Origin of the sequence: Nocardia transvalensis, assembly GCF_015477765.1 — a bacterium.
GTDB lineage: Bacteria > Actinomycetota > Actinomycetes > Mycobacteriales > Mycobacteriaceae > Nocardia > Nocardia transvalensis_A.
On record NZ_JADLQQ010000013.1, the window covers coordinates 43,233 to 62,349 of the forward strand.

Genomic DNA, 19,117 nt, shown 5'->3' on the forward strand with positions numbered 1-19,117 from the left:
GATGTGTGCGCGGAAGGGGCCTGAGGTCGCCGAATTCGTTAGTTTATGTCAACCTATGACACGTCGCTGAGCGTTTGCAGGATTGGCGAACAACAGTGTTCGTACTGGTCAGCGGCGCCACCGGAATCTGCCGGAGCGCCGTGCGTTGACCTGGATATGAGTTCATTTCGCTCGGTCCGGTTCTCGATCCTGGACCGGTCCAGGGTCCGGCAAGGGCAGAGCCATCCGGCGGCATTGGCCGAAACCGTCGAGTTCGCGCGGCTGGCCGAGCAATGGGGATTTCACCGATTCTGGGTCTCCGAGCACCACAGCGTGCCGGGCGTGGCCGGATCGGCGCCGACCGTGCTGGCCGCCGCCGTGGCCGCGGCGACCGACCGGATCCGGGTCGGCACCGGCGGGGTGATGCTGCCCAATCATCAGCCGCTGGTGGTGGCCGAGCAGTTCGGCGTGCTGGAGTCGCTGTTTCCCGGGCGGATCGATATGGGTCTGGGCCGGTCGGTGGGGTTCACCGGCGGGGTCCGGCGCGCCCTCGGGCACGACAAGGGCGATGCGGACGATTTCGATGCCCAGCTCGCGGAACTGCTCGACTACTTCACCCGCGGTCGCGACGGTGTGCATGCCTGGCCCGCCGAGGGGCTGCGGGTTCCGGCCTTTCTGCTGGCGATCGGGTCGGGCGCCGAGCGGGCGGCCCGGTTCGGGCTGCCACTGGTGATCGCGGCCACACACGGCGAGGAGGCGATGGTGACGGCGATCGAGCAGTACCGCGCGCAGTTTCGTCCCACGGTGTGGGGCACCGAACCCTACGTGATGGTCTCGGGCAGCATCGTGATCGCCGATACGACCGAGCAGGCGCGCCGGCTGCTGATGCCCGAGGCGTGGTCGGCCGCCTACTCCCGCACCCGCGGCGAATTCCCCGCGCTGGTGCCGCCCGACGCGATCCACCCCGAGACCATGTCCGACCGCGAACGCCGCATCTTCGACGAAGCCATGCGCGGCCATATCCACGGCTCCGAAGCCACGGTCGCCGAGGCCCTCGACCACCTTGTCACCCGCACCGGCGCGGACGAAATCCTCGTCCACACCAGCACTTACGATCGCGGCGCCCGCCTCGAATCCCACCGCCGCCTCGCCCGCCTGGCCGCGCTCACCCCTGTCCCTGTGTGAGCGGTTCGGTGAGGTCGTAGACGGTGGTGCCGCCGACGGTGTGGGAGCGGAAGTGGGATCGGACCCAGGCGGTGATCTCCGTCCCGGGCCCGGAGCCGCGGTGGGGGCCGTCACCGGGGAGGAAGTAGTGGATCTCGCCCGCGGCGACATATTGCTGGAACTGGGTCAGGGTCGGGAAATCGTCTCTGCCGCTGAAGCCGCCGATCGCCATGATCGAGGTGCCGGTGGACAATTCGAGGCTCGCCGCGGAGTGCGCGCCCACTGTGGCTGCCGCCCAACGATTTCCGGCGTTCTTCAGCAGATTCTGGAGTTCGGTGTTGGTGCCGACGCTCGGCCCATCGAAGCCACCGTGCCCGGGAGGGGGAGCGTAACCCTCCGGCGCCGTGGGTGATCCGTCGCCCGGTGCACTCGCGCCGGGAGCGCCGTCCGGGTGTACGACTATGCCGGGGCCGCCCATGTCCCGGCCGGTCCGGGGGCCGGAGATCGGGAGGGTACCGTCGTGCGAGGTGGCCACGGTTTCGAGGGTGTAGGCGGTGGTACCGGCCAGGCCGACCAGCAAAGCGGCCGCGGTGACGGCGAAGGCCGAGCGCCGCAGCCGATGTGCGCCGAGGAGCAGGATCACCGCCACCATGATCGAACCGGCGAGCACGACCCATCGCAGCGCCGGGTACCAGTCGGGAGTTCGCTGCAACAGTACGAAGTTCCAGACACCGGTCGTTGCCACCATCGCACCGAGTACGCCCCGTGCCGCGAAATGGGCACGGCCGCGCCACAGTTCGACGGCCGAGATGCCGATCAGGGCGGCGATCGCGGGTGCGAGGGCGACCGTGTAGTACGGGTGCATGATGCCCTGCATGTAGCTGAACACCAGCCCTGTCACCACCAGCCACCCACCCCACAGGATCAGGGCGGCACGGGTGCGTCCGGTTCTCGGGGTCCGCCGGGCGATCCACAGGCCCGCGGCCAGCCCGATCAGCGCCGCCGGGAGCAGCCACGAGATCTCGGTACCCATCGAATCGCCGAATAGCCGGGTAGGCCCGCTGGCCCCGCCGAAAGCGGCACCGCCGCTGCGTTTTCCGGAACCGCCGAGCACCCGATTGAGTCCGTTGTAGCCCAACGCCAACTGCAGCAGGCTGTTATCGGTGGATCCGCCGATATAGGGACGAGACGTGCTGGGCCACAATGCAATCAGAGCGACATACCACCCGGCGGAGACGATCAGCGCGGCACCGGCGCCGATCAGCTTCCCGATCCGCTGCCGCCAGCCGATCGGCGCCGCGATCAGGAACACCAGACCGAATGCGGGCAGTACCAGAAGCGCCTGCATCATCTTGGTGAGGAATCCGAACCCGACGGCGACCCCTGCCAGTGCCAGCCACCGGCCACTGCCGTTCTCCGTCGCCCGCACCGTGCAGTACGCGGCCACGACCAGCAGCAGCACCAGCAGCGCGTCCGGATTGTTGAACCGGAACATCAAGGCCGCCACGGGTGTGAGCGCCAGCACACCACCGGCCAGGAATCCGGCGGCCGGTCCGCTCCAGCGTCGCACGGCCGCGTACACCAGCCCGACCGACGCCACTCCCATGAGCGCTTCCGGCAGCAGCATCGACCAGGAACCGAAACCGAACAACCGCCCCGACAGCGCCATCACCCACAGGGCGGCGGGGGGCTTGTCGACGGTGATGGCGTTTCCGGCGTCCAGGGATCCGAACAGCAGCGCCTTCCAGCTCTGCGTCCCGGCCTGCACCGCGGCCGCGTAATACTCGTTGGCCCACCCGTTTCGGCTCAATCCCCACAGGTAGACGACGGCCGTCGCCGGCAGCAGTGTCCACAGCGCGGTTGTCCGGGCCTTTCGCTCCAGGAACCGCGGTTTTCCAGGCGATTCGCGATTTCCGGCGCTCATCGGCTATTGTTTTCTTTCGCCGCCGCGTGGCGGATGCGGATGTAGCGCAGTTGGTAGCGCATCACCTTGCCAAGGTGAGGGTCGCGGGTTCGAATCCCGTCATCCGCTCCATACATCATTGGGGTGAGCTCAGCTCGTAGAGCGTGACGCCGTCGATGGTCCGGGCTGGGAATGTGGCGCGGACCCAGGCCGCGATCTTTTCCGCCTGGTCGCTGCCGCCGGAGGCGGTGCCGCGCAGACCGCCCAACATCCTCATCCGAGCGTCGATGAAGTAGTGGACCTTGTGCTGCGCGACGAAGGCTCGGAACTGTTCCAGCGTGGGAGCCGGGTCGGTGCCGTTGTAGCCGCCGATCGCCATGACCGGGTCGCTGGTGGCCAACTGGTAGGTGGCGGCGTTATTGGAACCGACGGTGGCCGCGACCCAGGTGTAGTCCGACGCGTTCTCCTCCAGCGCTGCAACGATATTCGGGCCCGGCTCCGCGGCACCCAGTATGAGGCCCATCGGAGCACCGCCACCCATGAGGACACCGCCGGGCGGATTGGCGCCGGTTCCGCCTTTGCCCGGATGCATGTGCCGGGGCCATCCGGCTCCGGGCGGACCGGCGGTGGGAATGGCACCGCCGTGCGAACCGGTCACCGTCGCAAGCGAATAGGCGGTCGGGGCCGCCAGCCCGGTGACTACCGCGGCCGCCGCGGCACCGAGGGCCAGCGCCCTGGGCAGCCGCCCGATCCCCAGCATCAGCACCGCCGTGATCGCCCCGGCGACGGCGATCACCGGCGCCAGCCACGGCATCCAGTCGGGTGTGCGCCGCAGCAGCACGCAAGCCGTCACCACCGTCAGCACGGTCACACTCGCCAGCACACCGGCGGCCCGAATATCGCGGCGCCGCTGCCACATCAGGGCCGCCCCGATGCCCACGAGTCCACCGACCGCGGGCGCCAAGGCCACCGTGTAATAGGGGTGCAGAATCCCGTTGGCAAAGCTGAACACAGCGCCGGTGACCCCCAGCCACCCCAGCCACAGCACCAACGCGGCCCGTGTCGCATCGGTCCGCCGCGCGCGGCGCACCACCCACAGCCCGGCGATCCCCAGGACCACCGCCGCGGGAAGGAGCCAGGCGATCTGGCCGCCCATCTGGTCGCCGAACAATCGGCCCCACCCGGCATCGAAATTCGTATTGCCCAGCCCGCCCGTCTCCTTGCCGGTGAGCCGCCCGAATCCGTTGTAGCCCAACATCAGTTCGAGCACGCTGTTGTGCTGCGAACCACCGATGTAAGGCCGGGAATCGGCGGGCCACAGCGCGACCAGCACCGGATACCAGCCCGCCGACACCACCACGGCGAAGACGGCGGAAACCGACCGGAGCAGCCGGGTACGCCAGGATGCCTGTGCCGCAATCAGATACACCACCGCGACGGCGGGCAGCACCAGAAACGCCTGCATCATCTTCGCCAGGAATCCGAATCCGATCGCCACCCCGGCCAGCGGTAACCACCATGCGGCGGCGTCTTTCTCGATCGCCCGCAGCACGCAGTAGGCCGCCACGGTCAGCAGCAGCACCAGCAGCGCATCCGGATTGTCGTAGCGAAACATCAACGCGGCCACCGGGGTCACTGCCAGCACCGCCCCGGCGAGCAGTCCCGCCCCGTGCCCGGCGACCCGCCGCACCGACGCGTACAACACCGCAACCGCCGCAACACCTTCCAGCGCTTGCGGCACCAGCAGGCTCCAGGCGTTGAATCCGAACAGCCGCGCGGAGACGTCCATCACCCACAGCGCACCGGGGGTCTTGTCCACGGTGATCGCATTCGCCGCATCGCTGGAGCCGAACAGCATCGCCTTCCAACTCGTGGCCCCCGCCTGCACCGCCGCCGCATAGAACTGATTGGCCCACCCACCGGACCCCAGCCCCCACAGATACATCACCGCGGTCCCCACCAGCAGCGCCACCAGCGACAGCGCGCGCCACCTCCGGCGATCCCGACCTCCGGCAGGTGCGGCGGATGCGACAGCAGGTTCCAGCAGGGTCGAAGTCACCTCACCGATGGTGGAGCCGATACGTGGGTTCATCCTGTGCCCAGGCTGTGCGTCTCCTGGGAGCGGCGCCGGTCCGCCGCTCACTGGCCGCGACTCGGGCTGCTCGAGTCAGCCCGCTGCCACCAGATCGCGTCCGACGTTGGCGGCCGTTTCCTGCAGGAGCGGGATGACCTTGTCCATGTCCAGGCCGGAGACGCGGGTCTGCGGGCCGCTGATCGAGATGGCGGCGCGGGTGGGGGCGTTCGGAATGGCCACAGCGAAACAGCGGACGCCGAGTTCCTGTTCGCCGTCGTCGAGGGCGTAGCCCTGGATGCGGATGCGGTCGATCTCGGTGCGCATGACGGCCGGGTCGGTGATGGTGTGGGTGGTGCGCGGGCTCATCGAGATCCGCGCGAGAATGCGGTCGGTCTCCTCGGGCGGCAGGGTCGCCAGGACCGCCTTGCCGACGGCGGTGCAGTGCAGATCCACTCGCTGACCGACCTCGGTGAACATGCGCATGGCGTGTGGGGAGGGCACCTGGGCGACATACACCACCTGATCGCCGTCGAGCACCGCCATATTGGAGGTCTCCCCGGTGAGATCGCGCAGCCGGGTCAGATGCGGGCGGGCCGAGGCGCCCAGCACCCGGCTGGCGGTCTCACCGAGCCGAATCAGCCTGGGGCCCAAAGCATATCGCCGAGACGGCTGCTGGCGGATATAGCCGCCGGAGATGAGGGTGCGCAGGAGCCGGTGAATGGTGGGCTGCGGCAGCCCGGACGCCTCCGCGAGCTGGGACAGCGTCGCCTCTCCCCCGGCGTCCGCGACGAGTTCCAGCAATTCGAAGGCGCGATCGACGGACTGCACCCCACCGCCTGCCCGCGAACGCGATTCGGTCACGGCGATCCTTCCTTCGTGGGTCGATGTGCCCACCATCATCGCAGCCTCATTCCGCTCTACGGAAGTTCGTATCGTGGAAGTTTGCTTCGATGATACGGAAGGCTCCGGCCGAAAGCCGCCGGACCCCGCGACGGAGGAGCGTGTCATGCCACCGCTCGTCTGGCGCGGAGGCGAAAGGCCTGGTGCAGGACGATGGCGGTCACGCAGCCCGCGCTGATGCCCGACCCCATGATGGTGCCCACCAGGTGCGGCATGCCCTCGTAGAACGACGGGGCGACCGTCGGCGTCATGCCGATGAACAGCGAGACACCCACGATGACGGTGTTGACCGGGTCGGTCAGGTCGGCCCTGCCCAGCGTGCGGATACCGCTGGCGGCCACCGTCCCGAACAACACCAGCCCCGCCCCGCCCAGTGCGGGTTCGGGCACCAGGTCGATCACCGCGCTCGCCACCGGAAACAAGCCCAGCAGCACCAGTAGGACCCCGCTGGCCGCCACCACATAGCGGCTGTAGATGCGGGTCAACGCCACGAGCCCGACGTTCTGCGCGAACGCACCGCACGGGAACCCGCCCAGCACCGCACCGATCGCGGTCCCCGCCCCGGCCGCACGCAGACCGTCGGCGATCGACCGTTCGGAGGCGGGCCGGTCGACGATCTCCCCGAGCGCCATCATGGTGGCGGTGCTCTCGGTCATCACCACCAGCATCACGATGCACAGCGACACGATCGCACCGAGGTGGAACTGCGGTGCACCGAAATGCAGCGGAGGCACGAATCCGGCGATTGCGGCACCCCGGAGCGGCGAGGTGTCCAGCAACCCGAGCGGCCAGGCCGCCAGCGATCCGGCCACCAGTCCGATCAGCAGCGCCAGCTGCCGCCCGAATCCGCGCAGGAACCGATGGCAGCCCAGCACGACCGCCAGCGTCACACCGGCGACGAGCAGATTCCGCATCGGCACCTGCGTGGATCCGTCACCTCCGCGCACCCAGTTCAGGGTGACCGGCAACAGCGACAGCCCGATCAGCGTGATCACGGTGCCGCCCACCACCGGTGGAAAGAACCGCCGCAGTCGCGAAAAATAGGGCGCCGCAAACGTTCCCAGCACCCCGGCCACCAGAGCCGCACCGTAGACGGTGGGCAGCGCATCGCCCGGCGCCGACGATTTGGCGATGGCCAGCACCGGGGCGACCGCGGCGAAGGAGGCCCCGTTGATCAGCGGCAGCCGGGCGCCGAATCGCCACCAGCCCAGCGACTGCAACAACGTCGCGAGCCCGGCGCTGAACAGGCTCGCGGTGATGAGCAGCGCCTGATCGGCCCCACCGAGCCCCACCGCCGCGCCGATGATCAGCGGCGGCGCAACGACTCCCGCCACCATCGCGGCGATGTGCTGCAACCCACCGGCCAGCAGCTGCCACGGCGGCGGCACGGCATCGACGGGATGGGTGGACTTCCTTGTCCTGCGGCGTAGGCCCATCGCCGCGCCTCCTCGCTGTCGGTCAACAAAAGGCCGGGATGCCGTGCCAGGCGGCACCCGGATCGGAGGCGTCGTCGCGCTCGACGGTGGCCTCGATCAGCCCGTACGGGCGATCCGCGGCGATGAACACCTCGCCGGGGTTGTCGACGCCGAAGCGCGACGTGTCGTAGAGGAAGTGATGCTTGTTCGGCGCCGAGAACCGGATCTCGGCGACCTCGATGTGCTGTTCGAGCACCGCGCGACCCATGCTGTAAAGGGTTTGCTGCAGCGCATAGGAATGCACGGCGGCGAACTGCCGCAACAGGATCGAGCGAATCGAGTCGTAGGACTTGTCCCAGTTCACGTCCGTGTGGTTGTAGCGCCACCGGGCCACCAGCGAGGTGGCCATGATTCGATCCTTGGTCTCCTCCAGGGTCGTGTATTTGTCCTTGAAGAAGCCGTGGAATTCCGATCCGGTGGACTTGAGCACCACCAGATCCTTGATCCCCGAGACCACGTGCGCACGCCGATCCGGGCCCACACCATCGACATTGATCACTGTGGTGCGCACCCCGCCGCCGCTCTGCACGAAGGAGTGGTCGTGGCCGATACCGTCCACCGGGATGCGGTCCCAGGCGTATTCGTCGATCTCGATGCGCGCCCCGTCCGCGCCCGGGCAGCGGGCGATGAAATGGTCGGCGAGGGTGAGGCCGAAGTCCTCGATCGCCTCCACACCCTTCTCCTTGGCGAAGGCGAACACGGTGTTCTTCTGGGTGTCGGTGGGCAGGATGTCGCGCTGATCTCCGGTGATGTGCGCGTCGGCGAACCGGCCGCGCAGCGAGGTGGAGACGTTGAGATCGCGGATCTGATGGCGCGCGGAGTCGCGCACGACCCGCACGAGACGGTTTTCGGCCTTGCCGTACTGGTTCGGCCCGAGCTGGATGGCCATGGAAGTTCAGCTCCCTCGATAGGTGGAAATGGCGAACGGGGACAGCAGCAGCGGCACATGGTGGTGCTGCTGCGGATCGGTGACGGTGAAGGTCACGGTCACCTCGGGGAAGAAGCGGTCACGATCGCCGAAATAGCCTGCGGCGTCGAAGATCAGGCGATAGTCACCGGCCGCCACCCGATCGGGGCCGAGGGAGCCGATGCGGCCGTCGTCATCGGTGTGGCCGGAGGCCAGTGCGCGCCAGCCGTGTCCGTCGCGGGCCTCGAGCCGTACCGCGACGCCGCGGGCCGGATGACCGCCGGCGGTGTCGAGCACATGGGTGGTGATGGCGCTACGCGTCATTGAATAACCATCCGTTCCAGCCGCTTTCGAGCGATCGCGGCGAGTTCTCTTCGGGTGACCAGGATTTCGGTGTCCGGATCGTTGTCCAGCCGGGCCGTCAGATCGGCGAGCATCTCCCGGCCGCTGCGCCCGGCGGCGCAGACCAGGTAGATATGGCCGAACTTGGCCTCGTAGGCGAGGTTGCCCGCGCGCAGTCGCTCGGCCAGGTCCGCATCCGAGGCGTCGACACCGGACTGTTCACGGGCGGCTCGGGAGCCGGGCGCGGTGGCCGCGCCGATGCGTGGATGATCGGCGAGCGCGGCCCGGATCCGGTCCTCGGGCAGGGCCAGCACCTCGCGTTCGGCCAGCTCCAGCAGGGCCGCGCGGCCGGCGTACGGGCGCACCGCACTCACCTTGTCGACCCATTCCGCCACGCCCACGACCTCTTTCAGCGTGGCCTGCCAGACCTGGGCGGGCAGCTGATTGATCCGGGCGATCGCGAGCGGTTCCGTCACCGACTGCACCTCCGCATACTTCTACGATGCGGAACTTTTATTCCGCTCGATCGAATGTAGGAGCGGTGGCGACGCGCTGTCAACGGATTCGCGAAGGTTCGCCGAGATTCACGAAAAGTGTTGACCGCCACACCTCGATGCCGCTACCGTCGAATAACGGAAGAAAGATTCCATAATACGGAATCTTGCCGGGATCGAGAGAAGAGACCGCATGACACGTGCACCCCTCCCCTACGCGGTGAATCTGTCCATCCTGTTCACCGAGCTCCCCCTGCTGGAGCGCCCCGCCGCGGCCCGCAAGGCGGGCTTCGACGCGGTGGAGTTCTGGTGGCCGTTCGCCACGGCCACCCCGGCCGCCGCCGAGGTGGATGCGTTCGTCCGGGCCGTCGAGCAGGCCGATGTGCGGCTGATCGGGCTGAACCTGTTCGCCGGTGACATGCCCGGCGGTGATCGCGGCCTGGTCTCGTGGCCCGGGCGCGAGCAGGAGTTCGCCGACAGCGTCGGCCTGGCCGTGCGGATCGGCCGCCGCCTCGGCTGCCGTGCCTTCAATGCCCTGTACGGCAATCGAATCGACGGTGTGGATCCGGGTGAACAGGACGAGGTGGCGCTGCGCAATCTCGCCCTGGCCGCGCGCAGCATCGCCGAGATCGACGGCACGGTGCTGCTGGAACCGGTCAGCGGCATGCCCGCTTACCCGCTGAAGACCGCCGAGGACGTGGTCGGCGTGCTGGACCGGGTACGCGCCGCGCAGGGGGCGGCGAATCTGGGTCTGCTCGCCGACCTCTACCACCTCACCGTCAACGGCGACGACCTGGACAAGGTGATCGCGCAGTACAGCGACCGCATCGCCCACGTCCAGATCGCCGACGCCCCCGGCCGCCACGAGCCCGGCACGGGCGAACTCGACCTCTTCGGCTACATCGACAAGATCGGCGCGGCCGGATACCGCGGCTACGTCGCCGCCGAATACGTCCCCACGGGCGCCAGCGCCGACAGCTTCGCCTGGCTGCCCACGCGACAAGGAGTCAGTAAATGAGCGAGCTTGCGAGCGAATCATCAACACAGCGCGCCCTTGCGCCCGGCGGCACCGAGCGCCAGCGAGGTGATGCCGGGAGCAAGATTGGATTCATCGGACTGGGCATCATGGGTTCGCCGATGGCGAGCCATCTGGTGAAGGCCGGGCACGAGGTGGTCGGCTACACCCTCAACACCGAGGCGTACCAGCGGCTCGAGGCCGACGGCGGCAAGGCGGCCGGAAGTATCGCCGAGGCGGTGGCGGGTGCCGAGGTCGTGATCACCATGCTGCCCAACCATCCTCAGGTCGAAGAGGTGGTGCTGGGCGAGGACGGCGTATTCGCCCACGCGGCCGAAGGCGCTCTGCTGATCGACTTTTCGACGATTCGCCCCGAGAGTTCGATCGCCATCGCCGAGGCGGGCGCCGAGGCGGGCTTCCGGGTGCTGGACGCGCCGGTGTCGGGCGGTCAGGCCGGGGCCGAGCAGGGTGTGCTGTCCATCATGGTCGGCGGCACCGAGTTCGACTTCGCCGCTGCCACACCAATTTTCGAGGCCGTCGGCAAGACGTACATTCACGTGGGCGGGCACGGCGCCGGGCAGATCGTCAAGGCGGCCAATCAGCTCGTGGTCGGCGGCACCTACGCCCTGGTCGCGGAGGCGATCGTGCTGATGGAGTCGCTGGGCGTGGACGCCGGGAAGGGCCTCGACGTGCTGGCCGGGGGTCTGGCCGGTAGTCGGATCCTCGAGCTCAAGCGCAAGTCGATGGTGGCGCGGGAGTTCGCGCCGGGCTTCCGAATCGACTTGCACCACAAGGATATGGGCATCGTCGCCGACGCGGCCCGCCAGGCCGATATCGCACTGCCGACCTCTGCGCTGGTCTCCTCGCTCATCGCGGCCGGACGCGCGCAGGGCCTCGGATCGCTGGATCACTCGGCGCTGCTGAAGGTGATCGAGAACCTCAACGGGCGCGGCGAGAAGTAGTCCGCGCGGGCGCGTCGCACCCGAGGCGGCCGGGTGGTGAGCGCGCCGTAGACGTTGTACCAGAAGGGAATTCATACCATGGCAAGAGTCCCGGTCATGCAGGCCGTGATGGATGTGCTGCTGTCCGAAGGGGTGGACGTCACCTTCGGCTGCCCGGGCGCGGCCATCCTGCCGCTCTACGATGCGATGCGCAACACCGAGATGCGGCATCTGATCGTGCGCCACGAGGAGGGCGCCACCCATATGGCCGACGGGTGGGCCCGCACCACCGGCAATGTCGGCGTCGCCATCGGCACCTCCGGTCCCGCGGGCACCAATATGATCACCGGCCTCTACACCGCGCACGCGGATTCCATTCCGATCCTGTGCATCACGGGCCAGGCCGAGTCGGCCAAACTGCATCAGGAGGCGTTCCAGGCGGTCGATATCGTCGCCATCGCCGAACCGGTCACCAAGTGGGCGGTGCAGGTGAAGGAGGCGGCCCAGGCGCCGTGGATCTTCCGCGAGGCGTTCCGGATCGCGCGCTCGGGGCGGCCGGGCCCGGTGCTGATCGATCTGCCGCTCGATGTGCAGAAGCAGGAGATCGAGTGGGATCCGAGCATCGATGCGCCGCTGCCGGTGCCGCGGGTGCTGCCGCATCCGCCGCGGGTGCGCCGCGCGCTGGACATGCTGCTCGCGGCCGAGCGGCCGCTGATCCTGGCCGGTGGCGGCGTGGTGATCGGTGAGGCGCACGAGGAACTGAAGGAACTGGCGCAGCTGCTGGGTGTTCCGGTGCAGGTGACGCTGATGGGTAAGGGTTGCTTCCACGAGGATCACGAGCTGTTCGCCGGGATCACCGGCGTGCAGACCAGCCAGCGCTGGGCCAATGCCGCCTTCCTGGAGTCGGATCTGGTGCTGGCGCTGGGTGCCCGCTTCGGCGACCGGCACACCGGAAAACTCGATGTGTACCGCGGCGATCGCAAGTTCATCCACGTCGATATCGAGCCCACCCAGCTGGGCAAGGTGTTCGGGCCGGATCTCGGTGTGGTGTCGGATGTTCGGCCGTTCCTGACGGCCCTGCTGGCCGAGGCACGCAACCGCAAGCAGCTGCGCGACTACTCGGCGTGGGTGTCGCGACTGGCGGAGCTGCGCCAGACCCTCACGCGCCGTGACGATTTCGACGTCACACCCATCAAGCCGCCGCGGGTGTTCAAGGAGATCAACGAGACCTTCGGCGAGGACACCTATTTCGTCACCGCCATCGGTCTCTATCAGATCTGGTCGGGACAGTTCCAGCGGGCGTATCTGCCGCGGCACTACCAGGTGTGCGGGCAGGCCGGTCCCCTGGGCTGGGAGATTCCGGCGGCGATCGGGGTGAAGGCTGCCCAGCCCGACGCGGAAGTCGTTGCGGTGGTTGGCGATTACGGTTTCCAGTTCCTGGTGGAGGAGCTGGCGGTGGCCGCCCAGTACGACGTGCCGTTCGTGATCATCATGATCAACAACGAGTATCTGGGCCTGATTCGCCAGGCGTCGCTGCCGTACGAGATGAACTACCAGGTCGATATCCACTACGACGAATTCGGCACCGACAACGTCAAGATCATGGAGGCCTACGGCTGCTCCGGCCGCCGCGTCTACGAGCCCGGCGACATTGCCGACGCCCTGGCCTGGGCCCGCAAACAGGCCGAGGCCACCTCCCGCCCGGTGCTGGTGGAGATCATGGTCGAACGCGAGGCCAATACCGCCCACGGCCCCGCCATCGACGCGGTGCGGGAGTTCGAACCGGCATGACCGAACGCCGCATGAAAACTCCGCGAATCGTCTTGGCCCCGGACAAGTTCAAGGGGTCGCTGACGGCCCGGGAGGTCGCCGATGCGGTGGCCGCCGGAATCCGACGGGTACGGCCCGAGGTCGATATCCGCTGGGTTCCGGTGGCCGACGGCGGGGACGGGACGGTCGATGCGGCCGTCTCGGCCGGATTCGATCGGGTGCCGGTCGAGGTCAGCGGGCCGGTCGGCGATCCGGTCGGGGCGTCGTTCGCCCACGACGGGAAGGTCGCGGTGGTGGAGGCCGCCGCGGCCTGCGGATTGTCGCGACTGCCCGGCGGGCGATTCGCACCGTTGACGGCGACCAGCCTGGGCGTCGGCGAACTGGTGCGGGCGGCCCTCGACAGCGGCTGCCGGACACTGGTTCTCGGCGTGGGCGGCAGCGCCTGCACCGACGGCGGCGCCGGGCTGCTGGCCGGACTCGGTGCGATACTGCTCGACGCGCAGGGCCGACCGGTAGGGCCGGGCGGCGGCGGGCTCACCGACATCGCCTACCTGGACCTGCATCGGCTCGACCCGCGCATTCGCGAGGTGGAGCTGATCCTGGCCAGCGATGTCGACAACCCGCTGCTCGGAACCCACGGCGCGGCAGCCGTTTTCGGCCCGCAGAAGGGTGCGGGCGCGGGCGAGGTGGCCGCGCTCGAGGCGGGTCTTGCGCATTGGGCGCGGCTGGTCGCCCAGCGCACCGGATTCGATGCCGCCGACCGGCCCGGTGCCGGGGCCGCCGGCGGCATCGGCTTCGCCGCCCTCGCCGTCCTCGGCGCCCGCCGCTCCGTCGGCATCGACGTCATGCTCGACCTGGTCGGCTTCGATCGCGCGCTGTCGGGAGCGAGCCTGGTCGTCACCGGCGAGGGCTCTCTCGACGCCCAAACCCTGCACGGCAAGGCCCCCGTCGGCGTCGCCGCCCGCGCCGCCGGGTCGGGCGTTTCGACCATCGCCGTCGCGGGCCGCTGCCTACTGTCCGACAAACAACTCCGGTCCGCCGGGATCGAGTCCGCCTACGCCCTCAACGACCTCGAACCAGACCTCACCCGCTGCCTGACCGACGCCATCCCCCTCCTCCGACGCCTCGGCGAACGAATAGCCCACACCCACCTCCCCAACCCCCACACGACCAACCACCGCCCGGTCACCGCATGACCACACCCGCCGGGCGGGTGGAAGCCGGAATCTGCCGCCGTCAAAGGTTTCGGCTTCCGCCCGCGCGGCGGGTAGGCCACGTGGTTGCCGGGGTCCGTCGGGGCCCGTTCCTCAGCAGTACAGGAGATTTCGTGAAGACCAATGCGCACACAGTGTTTCGCGCACGGCGGGTGATCACGCCCGGAGGGGAGGTGGCCGCTTCGGTCGTTGTTCGGGGCGGCCGGATCGTCGAGATCGCGCCGTTCGAGGCGGAGATCGATGCGGGCGAGGTCGTGCGGGTCGCCGATGATGCGGTGCTGCTACCCGGACTGGTGGATAGCCACGTGCACGTCAACGAGCCGGGGCGGACCGAATGGGAGGGCTTCGCCACGGCCACGCGGGCGGCGGCCGCCGGTGGGATCACGACGCTGATCGATATGCCGCTCAACAGTATTCCGGCTACCGTGAATCTCGCTGCGCTGTACGAGAAGAAGGCCGCCGCGGCGGGCAGATGTCATATCGATGTGGGGTTCTGGGGCGGCGCGGTCGGCGACAATCTGGCCGACCTCCCGCTCCTCGCACAGGCGGGGGTCTTCGGGTTCAAGGCGTTCCTGCTGCCCTCCGGTGTCGACGAGTTCTGCCATCTGGACCGCGCTCAGCTGGAGGCGGCCGTGCGGGCGGTGGCCGAACTCGGCGCACTGTTGATCGTGCACGCCGAAGATCCCGCCGTCATCGATGCCGCTCCGGCCCCGCACGGTCCGGTCTACGCGGACTTTGTGGCCTCCCGTCCCGCCGAGGCCGAGCACAGCGCCATCCTCACCCTCATCGACCTGGCCGAACGCTACGATGCCCGGGTCCACGTGCTGCACCTGGCCTCCGCCGGTGCACTGGCCATGCTCACCGCCGCCCGCGCCCGCGGGGTCCGCATCACCGCCGAAACCTGCCCGCACTACCTGACGCTGTGCGCCGAGGAGATTCCGGACGGCGCAACGGAATTCAAATGCTGTCCGCCGATCCGCGGCCGAACGAATCAGAACGGACTGTGGCGGGGCTTGCGCGACAACGTCATCGACTGCATCGTCAGCGACCACTCGCCGAGCACGGTGGCGCTCAAACGGGCCGGAGGCGGCGACTTCGGCAAGGCGTGGGGTGGTATCGCGGGCTTGCAGGTCGGGCTGTCGGCGGTATGGACCGCCTCCCCCGACTGGGTCACCGTCACCGATCTCGCGCGCTGGATGGCCACCCGTCCCGCCGACCTGACCGGCCTGAAACACAAGGGCCGCATAGCCATCGGCGCGGACGCCGACTTCTGCGTCTTCACCCCGCACGAGGAGTTCGTCGTCGACGCGGCCACGCTGCATCACCGCAACCCGATCTCCGCCTACGACGGCCGCAGGCTGCGCGGCGTGGTGCGATCCACCTGGCTGCGCGGCGAACAGATCACCGGCGACCACCCCCGTGGCCGCCTGCTGCAGAAAGGGGTTTAGATGAGCGACTGGTCTCTGCTACCGGACCTGGCCGCCCGGCAGGTCGGCGGCAGCGTGCTCGCCGCGAACGACGAATTCTTCGCCGAACGCGAGAATCTCGTCAAGGACGAGGCGCCGGTGTACCGCCCGCACACCTTCACCAACAAGGGACAGGAATACGACGGCTGGGAAACCCGCCGACGCCGCGACGGCAGCGCCGGACCCGACTGGGCGCTGATCCGGCTCGGCATCGCCGGTGTCCCCGCCGCGATTGTCGTGGACACCGCGTATTTCGTCGGCAACTATCCCCCCGAAGTCTCGGTCGAGGGCACCTGTCTGCCGGGCCAGCCGTCGGAGGAGGAGTTGCTGGCCGCCGACTGGCACGCCGTGGTCCCACGCTCACCGGTCGCGGGCGACACCCGCACCGTCTTCGAGGTGTCCGGCGACCGCCGCCTCACCCACGTGCGCCTGAACATGTTCCCCGACGGCGGGATTGCGCGGCTGCGCGTGCACGGTATCGCCGTCCCGGACCCGCAATGGCTCGACGACATCCCGTTCGATCTGGTGGCGCTGCACAACGGCGGACGCGCGGTCGCATGCAGCGACGGCTTCTTCTCGCCGCCGAACAATATGCTGCAGCCGGGCATCTCCCGCTTCATGGCCGACGGCTGGGAATCCCGCCGCCGCCGTGACGACGGAAACGACTGGGCCACCATTGCTTTGGCGGCCGAGGCCGTGCCGTCGGTGCTCGAGCTCGACACCACCCACTACAAAGGCAATGCGCCCGCCCGAATCTCGCTGGACGGCTACACCGCCGCGGGCGAACTGGTCCCGCTGCTCACCCCCACCGCCGTGCAGCCGGACGCGCCGCACCGCTTCCGCCTGTCGGGAGACCAACCCGTGGAACAGGTGCGGCTCAACGTCTTTCCCGACGGCGGCATCGCGCGCCTGCGGCTGTACGGCTCGCTCACCAATGCGGGCCGACAGCACCTGCGCGCCCGCTTCACCGCCACCACCTCCGGCAACTGACCAGAACGGAGAACCCGATATGGTGCTGATGTTCCTCAACGGCGAAGGTATGCGCGGCGGCCGGCTGCACCACCAGCTCAGCGGCGCTCCCCTGCTGCGCACCGCCCGCAGCGCGCCCAAATACCGCTACTACTCCGTCGCCGACCGCTTCCCGGCCATGATCGCCACCGACACCGACGGCCGCTCGGTCACCGGCGAGGTCTACGACGTGCCGATGGAAGTCCTGCGCGACAACCTGGTTCCGGCCGAACCGGAAGAACTCGAACTGGACCTGATCGAACTCGACGACGGCACCGCCTGCCTGGCCACGGTGCTGCGCAAGAATCTGCTCGGCTCCCCCGACCTGATCGACATCTCCGACATCGGCGACTGGCGCGCCTACCGCAGCACCGCGACAGCGGGCTGACGCAGACCGCCGTCGGAGGTCACGCTCACACCAACCGACGGTTTGCTGTGGCCCGTCAGGACAACCACGGCAACGTCGCCCGCCGCACCTGCGATCCGGGTGCGGCGGGCGGTTCTTCCAGGTCAGCCGGCAAAACAAGCAGCCGTCGTGTCGCCCGGGCGAATAGCCCCGGGTGCGCTAGGCTTCCACGCCATCGACACACACTTCTCGCGCCGGAGGTGTCTGCGAGGCGCGCTCGGAATCGGTACGGCCGGGTGGGCCCTCACCGGCCGGTTCGGCCCTTTCGCGCCCGCTCCCGCCCACGCCGACCCCGCGCAGTCGACCGGTCGGCCCGCCCTCGATATCGACTGGCACAAGCTGCGCCGCCGACTGCGCGGCCGGGTCCATCGTCCCGAGGACCCGGACTATCAGGCGGCCAAGCAAACCTTCAACACGCGCTTCGACGCCCAGCGACCGGCGGCCGTCGTCGAGGTCGCCACGGCCGAGGACGTCGCCGCCGCGGTGAGCTTCGCCGCCGAGAACAATCTGCCGCTGGCGGCCCGCAGCGGCGGCCATTCCTACGCCGGCGTCTCGGCCGGGAACGACGTTCTGGTCATCGACCTGCGCAAACTCACCGGCGTGACCTACCGCGACGGCGAGGCGGTCGTCGCCCCGGCCACCACGCTCTACACGGCCTACCGCGAACTCGACAGGTTCGGGCAGACCCTGCCCACCGGCATGTGCCCGACGGTCGGCATGGCCGGACTCACCCTCGGCGGCGGCCTCGGCTTCGAATCGCGCCGCCACGGATTGACCTGCGACCATCTCGTCTCCGCGGCGCTGGTGCTGCCGGACGGATCGACGACCGAGGTCTCCGACACCGTCCGCCCCGACCTGTTCTGGGCGCTGCGCGGGGGCGGCGTCCATCTCGGCGTGGTCACCTCCCTGACCTACCGCACGGTCCCGACCAGCCGGAAAGACCTTGTGCGCCTGGTCTTTCCGGGTGAGCAGGCCGCGCGCTGCCTGGCCGGATGGGCGGCCTGGCTGCGCACCACCGAGCACGGCGAATGGGCCGATGTCAGCCTCGACGCCGACGGCCACGGCGGCGTGCGCTGCTGGATGCAACTGGTCTGCCCGGCCGGAAAGGGTCTGCGGGCCGCGGTGACGCTGGCCCGAGCCACCGCCACCACCCCGCTCGAGATTCTGCCGCGCCCCCTGACGCATATGGGCACCGTCACCTTCCTCGCCGGCGGCGGCGACAAACAGCAGCGGGCGGGATTCACCAACGGCTCCGACGTCGTCACCGAACTGTCCGACGAGGCCGCCGCCGCGATCGTCGAGGCACTCACCGAGCATTCGCGCGCGGGCGGAACCGGATGGGTGCAGGTCAATCCGCTCGACGGTGCCGTGCGCGACACCGCGCCCACCGCCACCGCCTTCCCCTGGCGCGCGCATACCGCCCTCGTCGAATGGGGTGCCTACGAGCCGATCCCGCACGAGCAGGCCGCGGCCTGGATCACCGCGGCCCATCAGCGCGTCGCGGCGTATTCGGCGGGCGGCTACGTCAACTATCTCGAGCCCGGGGCCCCCTTCACCCGCTACTACGCCGGTAACTCCCCGGCGCTCGCCGCCATTCGCCGCGTCGTCGATCCGGATCGCCGCATCCACACCGTCCTGACCGAGGACTCGGCGGGCAGCAACCCCGGCTAGAACACCGCCCGCCAGTAGCCTTCGCCTTTGACCTGCCACTGCCGGTCGAACGCCGGGACGATGGTCCCGATGACCGTGGCCTCGCTGTCGAAGGTGAGGGCCAGCTTCACCGGCCCGATCGTGCCGCTGAACCTGCGCGTACCGTGCAGTGCCTCCAGGTCGGGCGCCTCGATCCGCGCACCCAGCACGGTGAACGGCGGCACGTCCTCGACGAATTTGCCGTCGAAGGCGCGCTGCTGTCCCGCGGCCGGGTCGATCGCGTTCACCGTGAGGGACTTGCCCTCCGTGTGCTCGCAGACCCCGCGCATGATGGTCATAGTTCCCCGATCCCGACCAAGAGTGTGCCTCTCAGGGTAGAGCTTCCGGTGTGAAGCGTCGCCCGATTCGG

General features: G+C 69.0%; 17 protein-coding genes and 1 tRNA gene. 10 read left to right on the top strand and 8 right to left on the bottom strand.

All coding sequences use genetic code 11. The features are described 5' to 3' along the window. Window positions 1–156: 156 nt before the first annotated feature. Window positions 157–1,164 (top strand): LLM class flavin-dependent oxidoreductase, encoded by a 1,008-nt coding sequence (locus IU452_RS31665; RefSeq protein ID WP_195112895.1) that lies wholly within the window; start codon window positions 157–159, stop codon window positions 1,162–1,164. Here IU452_RS31665 and IU452_RS31670 read toward each other — a convergent pair. Further along, window positions 1,145–3,067, bottom strand: a complete 1,923-nt coding sequence (locus IU452_RS31670; protein ID WP_195112896.1) for an ArnT family glycosyltransferase — start codon at window positions 3,065–3,067, stop codon at window positions 1,145–1,147. The two genes, IU452_RS31665 and IU452_RS31670, sit on opposite strands and share 20 nt — an antisense overlap. Before the next feature lie 35 nt (window positions 3,068–3,102). Between IU452_RS31670 and IU452_RS31675 the strand changes: the two genes are divergently transcribed. Further along, window positions 3,103–3,178 (top strand) — tRNA-Gly (locus IU452_RS31675). Between the two features lie 4 nt (window positions 3,179–3,182). On the opposite strand, the gene IU452_RS31680 is transcribed toward IU452_RS31675, so the two are convergent. From IU452_RS31680 to uraD, 6 genes are all read right to left on the bottom strand, one after another. Then, window positions 3,183–5,138, bottom strand: coding sequence for a glycosyltransferase family 39 protein (locus IU452_RS31680; RefSeq protein ID WP_195112897.1), 1,956 nt, complete (start codon window positions 5,136–5,138; stop codon window positions 3,183–3,185). Window positions 5,139–5,213: 75 nt separating this feature from the next. Continuing rightward, window positions 5,214–5,981: an IclR family transcriptional regulator gene (locus tag IU452_RS31685; RefSeq protein ID WP_324192942.1), complete on the bottom strand. Its 768-nt coding sequence runs from the start codon at window positions 5,979–5,981 to the stop codon at window positions 5,214–5,216. A 143-nt stretch (window positions 5,982–6,124) separates the two neighbouring features. Then, window positions 6,125–7,456, bottom strand: a complete 1,332-nt coding sequence (locus tag IU452_RS31690; protein WP_195112898.1) for a nucleobase:cation symporter-2 family protein — start codon at window positions 7,454–7,456, stop codon at window positions 6,125–6,127. Window positions 7,457–7,478: 22 nt separating this feature from the next. Further along, the gene (gene pucL / locus IU452_RS31695; protein WP_195112899.1) at window positions 7,479–8,384 is read right to left on the bottom strand and encodes a factor-independent urate hydroxylase; all 906 of its coding nucleotides are present in this window, start codon (window positions 8,382–8,384) and stop codon (window positions 7,479–7,481) included. A gap of 6 nt (window positions 8,385–8,390) precedes the next feature. After that, window positions 8,391–8,726, bottom strand: coding sequence for a hydroxyisourate hydrolase (gene uraH, locus IU452_RS31700; RefSeq protein ID WP_195112900.1), 336 nt, complete (start codon window positions 8,724–8,726; stop codon window positions 8,391–8,393). Then, entirely contained in the window at window positions 8,723–9,220 is a 498-nt protein-coding gene (uraD, locus tag IU452_RS31705; RefSeq protein ID WP_324192945.1) for a 2-oxo-4-hydroxy-4-carboxy-5-ureidoimidazoline decarboxylase, read from the bottom strand. The genes uraH and uraD overlap by 4 nt, the downstream gene beginning before the upstream one ends. Window positions 9,221–9,431: 211 nt before the next feature. On the opposite strand from uraD, the gene IU452_RS31710 reads away from it, so the two are divergent. From IU452_RS31710 to IU452_RS31745, 8 genes are all read left to right on the top strand, one after another. Continuing rightward, window positions 9,432–10,256 carry a hydroxypyruvate isomerase family protein gene (locus IU452_RS31710; protein ID WP_195112901.1) on the top strand — a complete coding sequence of 275 codons (825 nt, stop codon included), beginning with the start codon at window positions 9,432–9,434 and terminating at the stop codon, window positions 10,254–10,256. Then, on the top strand, window positions 10,253–11,215 hold the full coding sequence (locus tag IU452_RS31715) for a 2-hydroxy-3-oxopropionate reductase (protein ID WP_195112902.1): 963 nt from the start codon (window positions 10,253–10,255) through the stop codon (window positions 11,213–11,215). Before IU452_RS31710 ends, IU452_RS31715 begins: the two co-directional genes overlap by 4 nt. Before the next feature lie 78 nt (window positions 11,216–11,293). Next, window positions 11,294–12,985: a glyoxylate carboligase gene (gene gcl, locus IU452_RS31720; RefSeq protein ID WP_195112903.1), complete on the top strand. Its 1,692-nt coding sequence runs from the start codon at window positions 11,294–11,296 to the stop codon at window positions 12,983–12,985. After that, window positions 12,982–14,160, top strand: coding sequence for a glycerate kinase (locus IU452_RS31725; protein ID WP_228819119.1), 1,179 nt, complete (start codon window positions 12,982–12,984; stop codon window positions 14,158–14,160). Before gcl ends, IU452_RS31725 begins: the two co-directional genes overlap by 4 nt. Before the next feature lie 131 nt (window positions 14,161–14,291). Continuing rightward, window positions 14,292–15,626, top strand: coding sequence for an allantoinase AllB (gene allB, locus IU452_RS31730; protein ID WP_324192946.1), 1,335 nt, complete (start codon window positions 14,292–14,294; stop codon window positions 15,624–15,626). Continuing rightward, the gene (gene alc, locus IU452_RS31735; protein WP_195112905.1) at window positions 15,627–16,634 is read left to right on the top strand and encodes an allantoicase; all 1,008 of its coding nucleotides are present in this window, start codon (window positions 15,627–15,629) and stop codon (window positions 16,632–16,634) included. Window positions 16,635–16,653: 19 nt separating this feature from the next. Next, window positions 16,654–17,040, top strand: a complete 387-nt coding sequence (locus IU452_RS31740; protein WP_195112906.1) for a gamma-glutamylcyclotransferase — start codon at window positions 16,654–16,656, stop codon at window positions 17,038–17,040. A gap of 147 nt (window positions 17,041–17,187) precedes the next feature. Further along, complete coding sequence (locus IU452_RS31745) at window positions 17,188–18,729, top strand: FAD-binding oxidoreductase (protein ID WP_195112907.1); 1,542 nt, start codon at window positions 17,188–17,190, stop codon at window positions 18,727–18,729. Here IU452_RS31745 and IU452_RS31750 read toward each other — a convergent pair. Beyond that, a complete protein-coding gene (locus tag IU452_RS31750) occupies window positions 18,726–19,046 on the bottom strand; it encodes a hypothetical protein (RefSeq protein WP_195112908.1) in 321 nt (106 codons plus the stop codon). The genes IU452_RS31745 and IU452_RS31750 overlap by 4 nt on opposite strands. Window positions 19,047–19,117: the final 71 nt, after the last annotated feature.

Coding starts and splice junctions, on each gene's coding strand:
- pucL (WP_195112899.1), bottom strand. CDS start 8,384: ATGGCCATCCAGCTCGGGCCGAACCAGTACGGCAAGGCCGAAAACCGT.
- IU452_RS31740 (WP_195112906.1), top strand. CDS start 16,654: ATGGTGCTGATGTTCCTCAACGGCGAAGGTATGCGCGGCGGCCGGCTG.
- IU452_RS31670 (WP_195112896.1), bottom strand. CDS start 3,067: ATGAGCGCCGGAAATCGCGAATCGCCTGGAAAACCGCGGTTCCTGGAG.
- IU452_RS31750 (WP_195112908.1), bottom strand. CDS start 19,046: ATGACCATCATGCGCGGGGTCTGCGAGCACACGGAGGGCAAGTCCCTC.
- IU452_RS31690 (WP_195112898.1), bottom strand. CDS start 7,456: ATGGGCCTACGCCGCAGGACAAGGAAGTCCACCCATCCCGTCGATGCC.
- IU452_RS31665 (WP_195112895.1), top strand. CDS start 157: ATGAGTTCATTTCGCTCGGTCCGGTTCTCGATCCTGGACCGGTCCAGG.
- alc (WP_195112905.1), top strand. CDS start 15,627: ATGAGCGACTGGTCTCTGCTACCGGACCTGGCCGCCCGGCAGGTCGGC.
- uraH (WP_195112900.1), bottom strand. CDS start 8,726: ATGACGCGTAGCGCCATCACCACCCATGTGCTCGACACCGCCGGCGGT.
- IU452_RS31715 (WP_195112902.1), top strand. CDS start 10,253: ATGAGCGAGCTTGCGAGCGAATCATCAACACAGCGCGCCCTTGCGCCC.
- IU452_RS31710 (WP_195112901.1), top strand. CDS start 9,432: ATGACACGTGCACCCCTCCCCTACGCGGTGAATCTGTCCATCCTGTTC.
- gcl (WP_195112903.1), top strand. CDS start 11,294: ATGGCAAGAGTCCCGGTCATGCAGGCCGTGATGGATGTGCTGCTGTCC.
- IU452_RS31680 (WP_195112897.1), bottom strand. CDS start 5,138: ATGAACCCACGTATCGGCTCCACCATCGGTGAGGTGACTTCGACCCTG.
- IU452_RS31725 (WP_228819119.1), top strand. CDS start 12,982: ATGACCGAACGCCGCATGAAAACTCCGCGAATCGTCTTGGCCCCGGAC.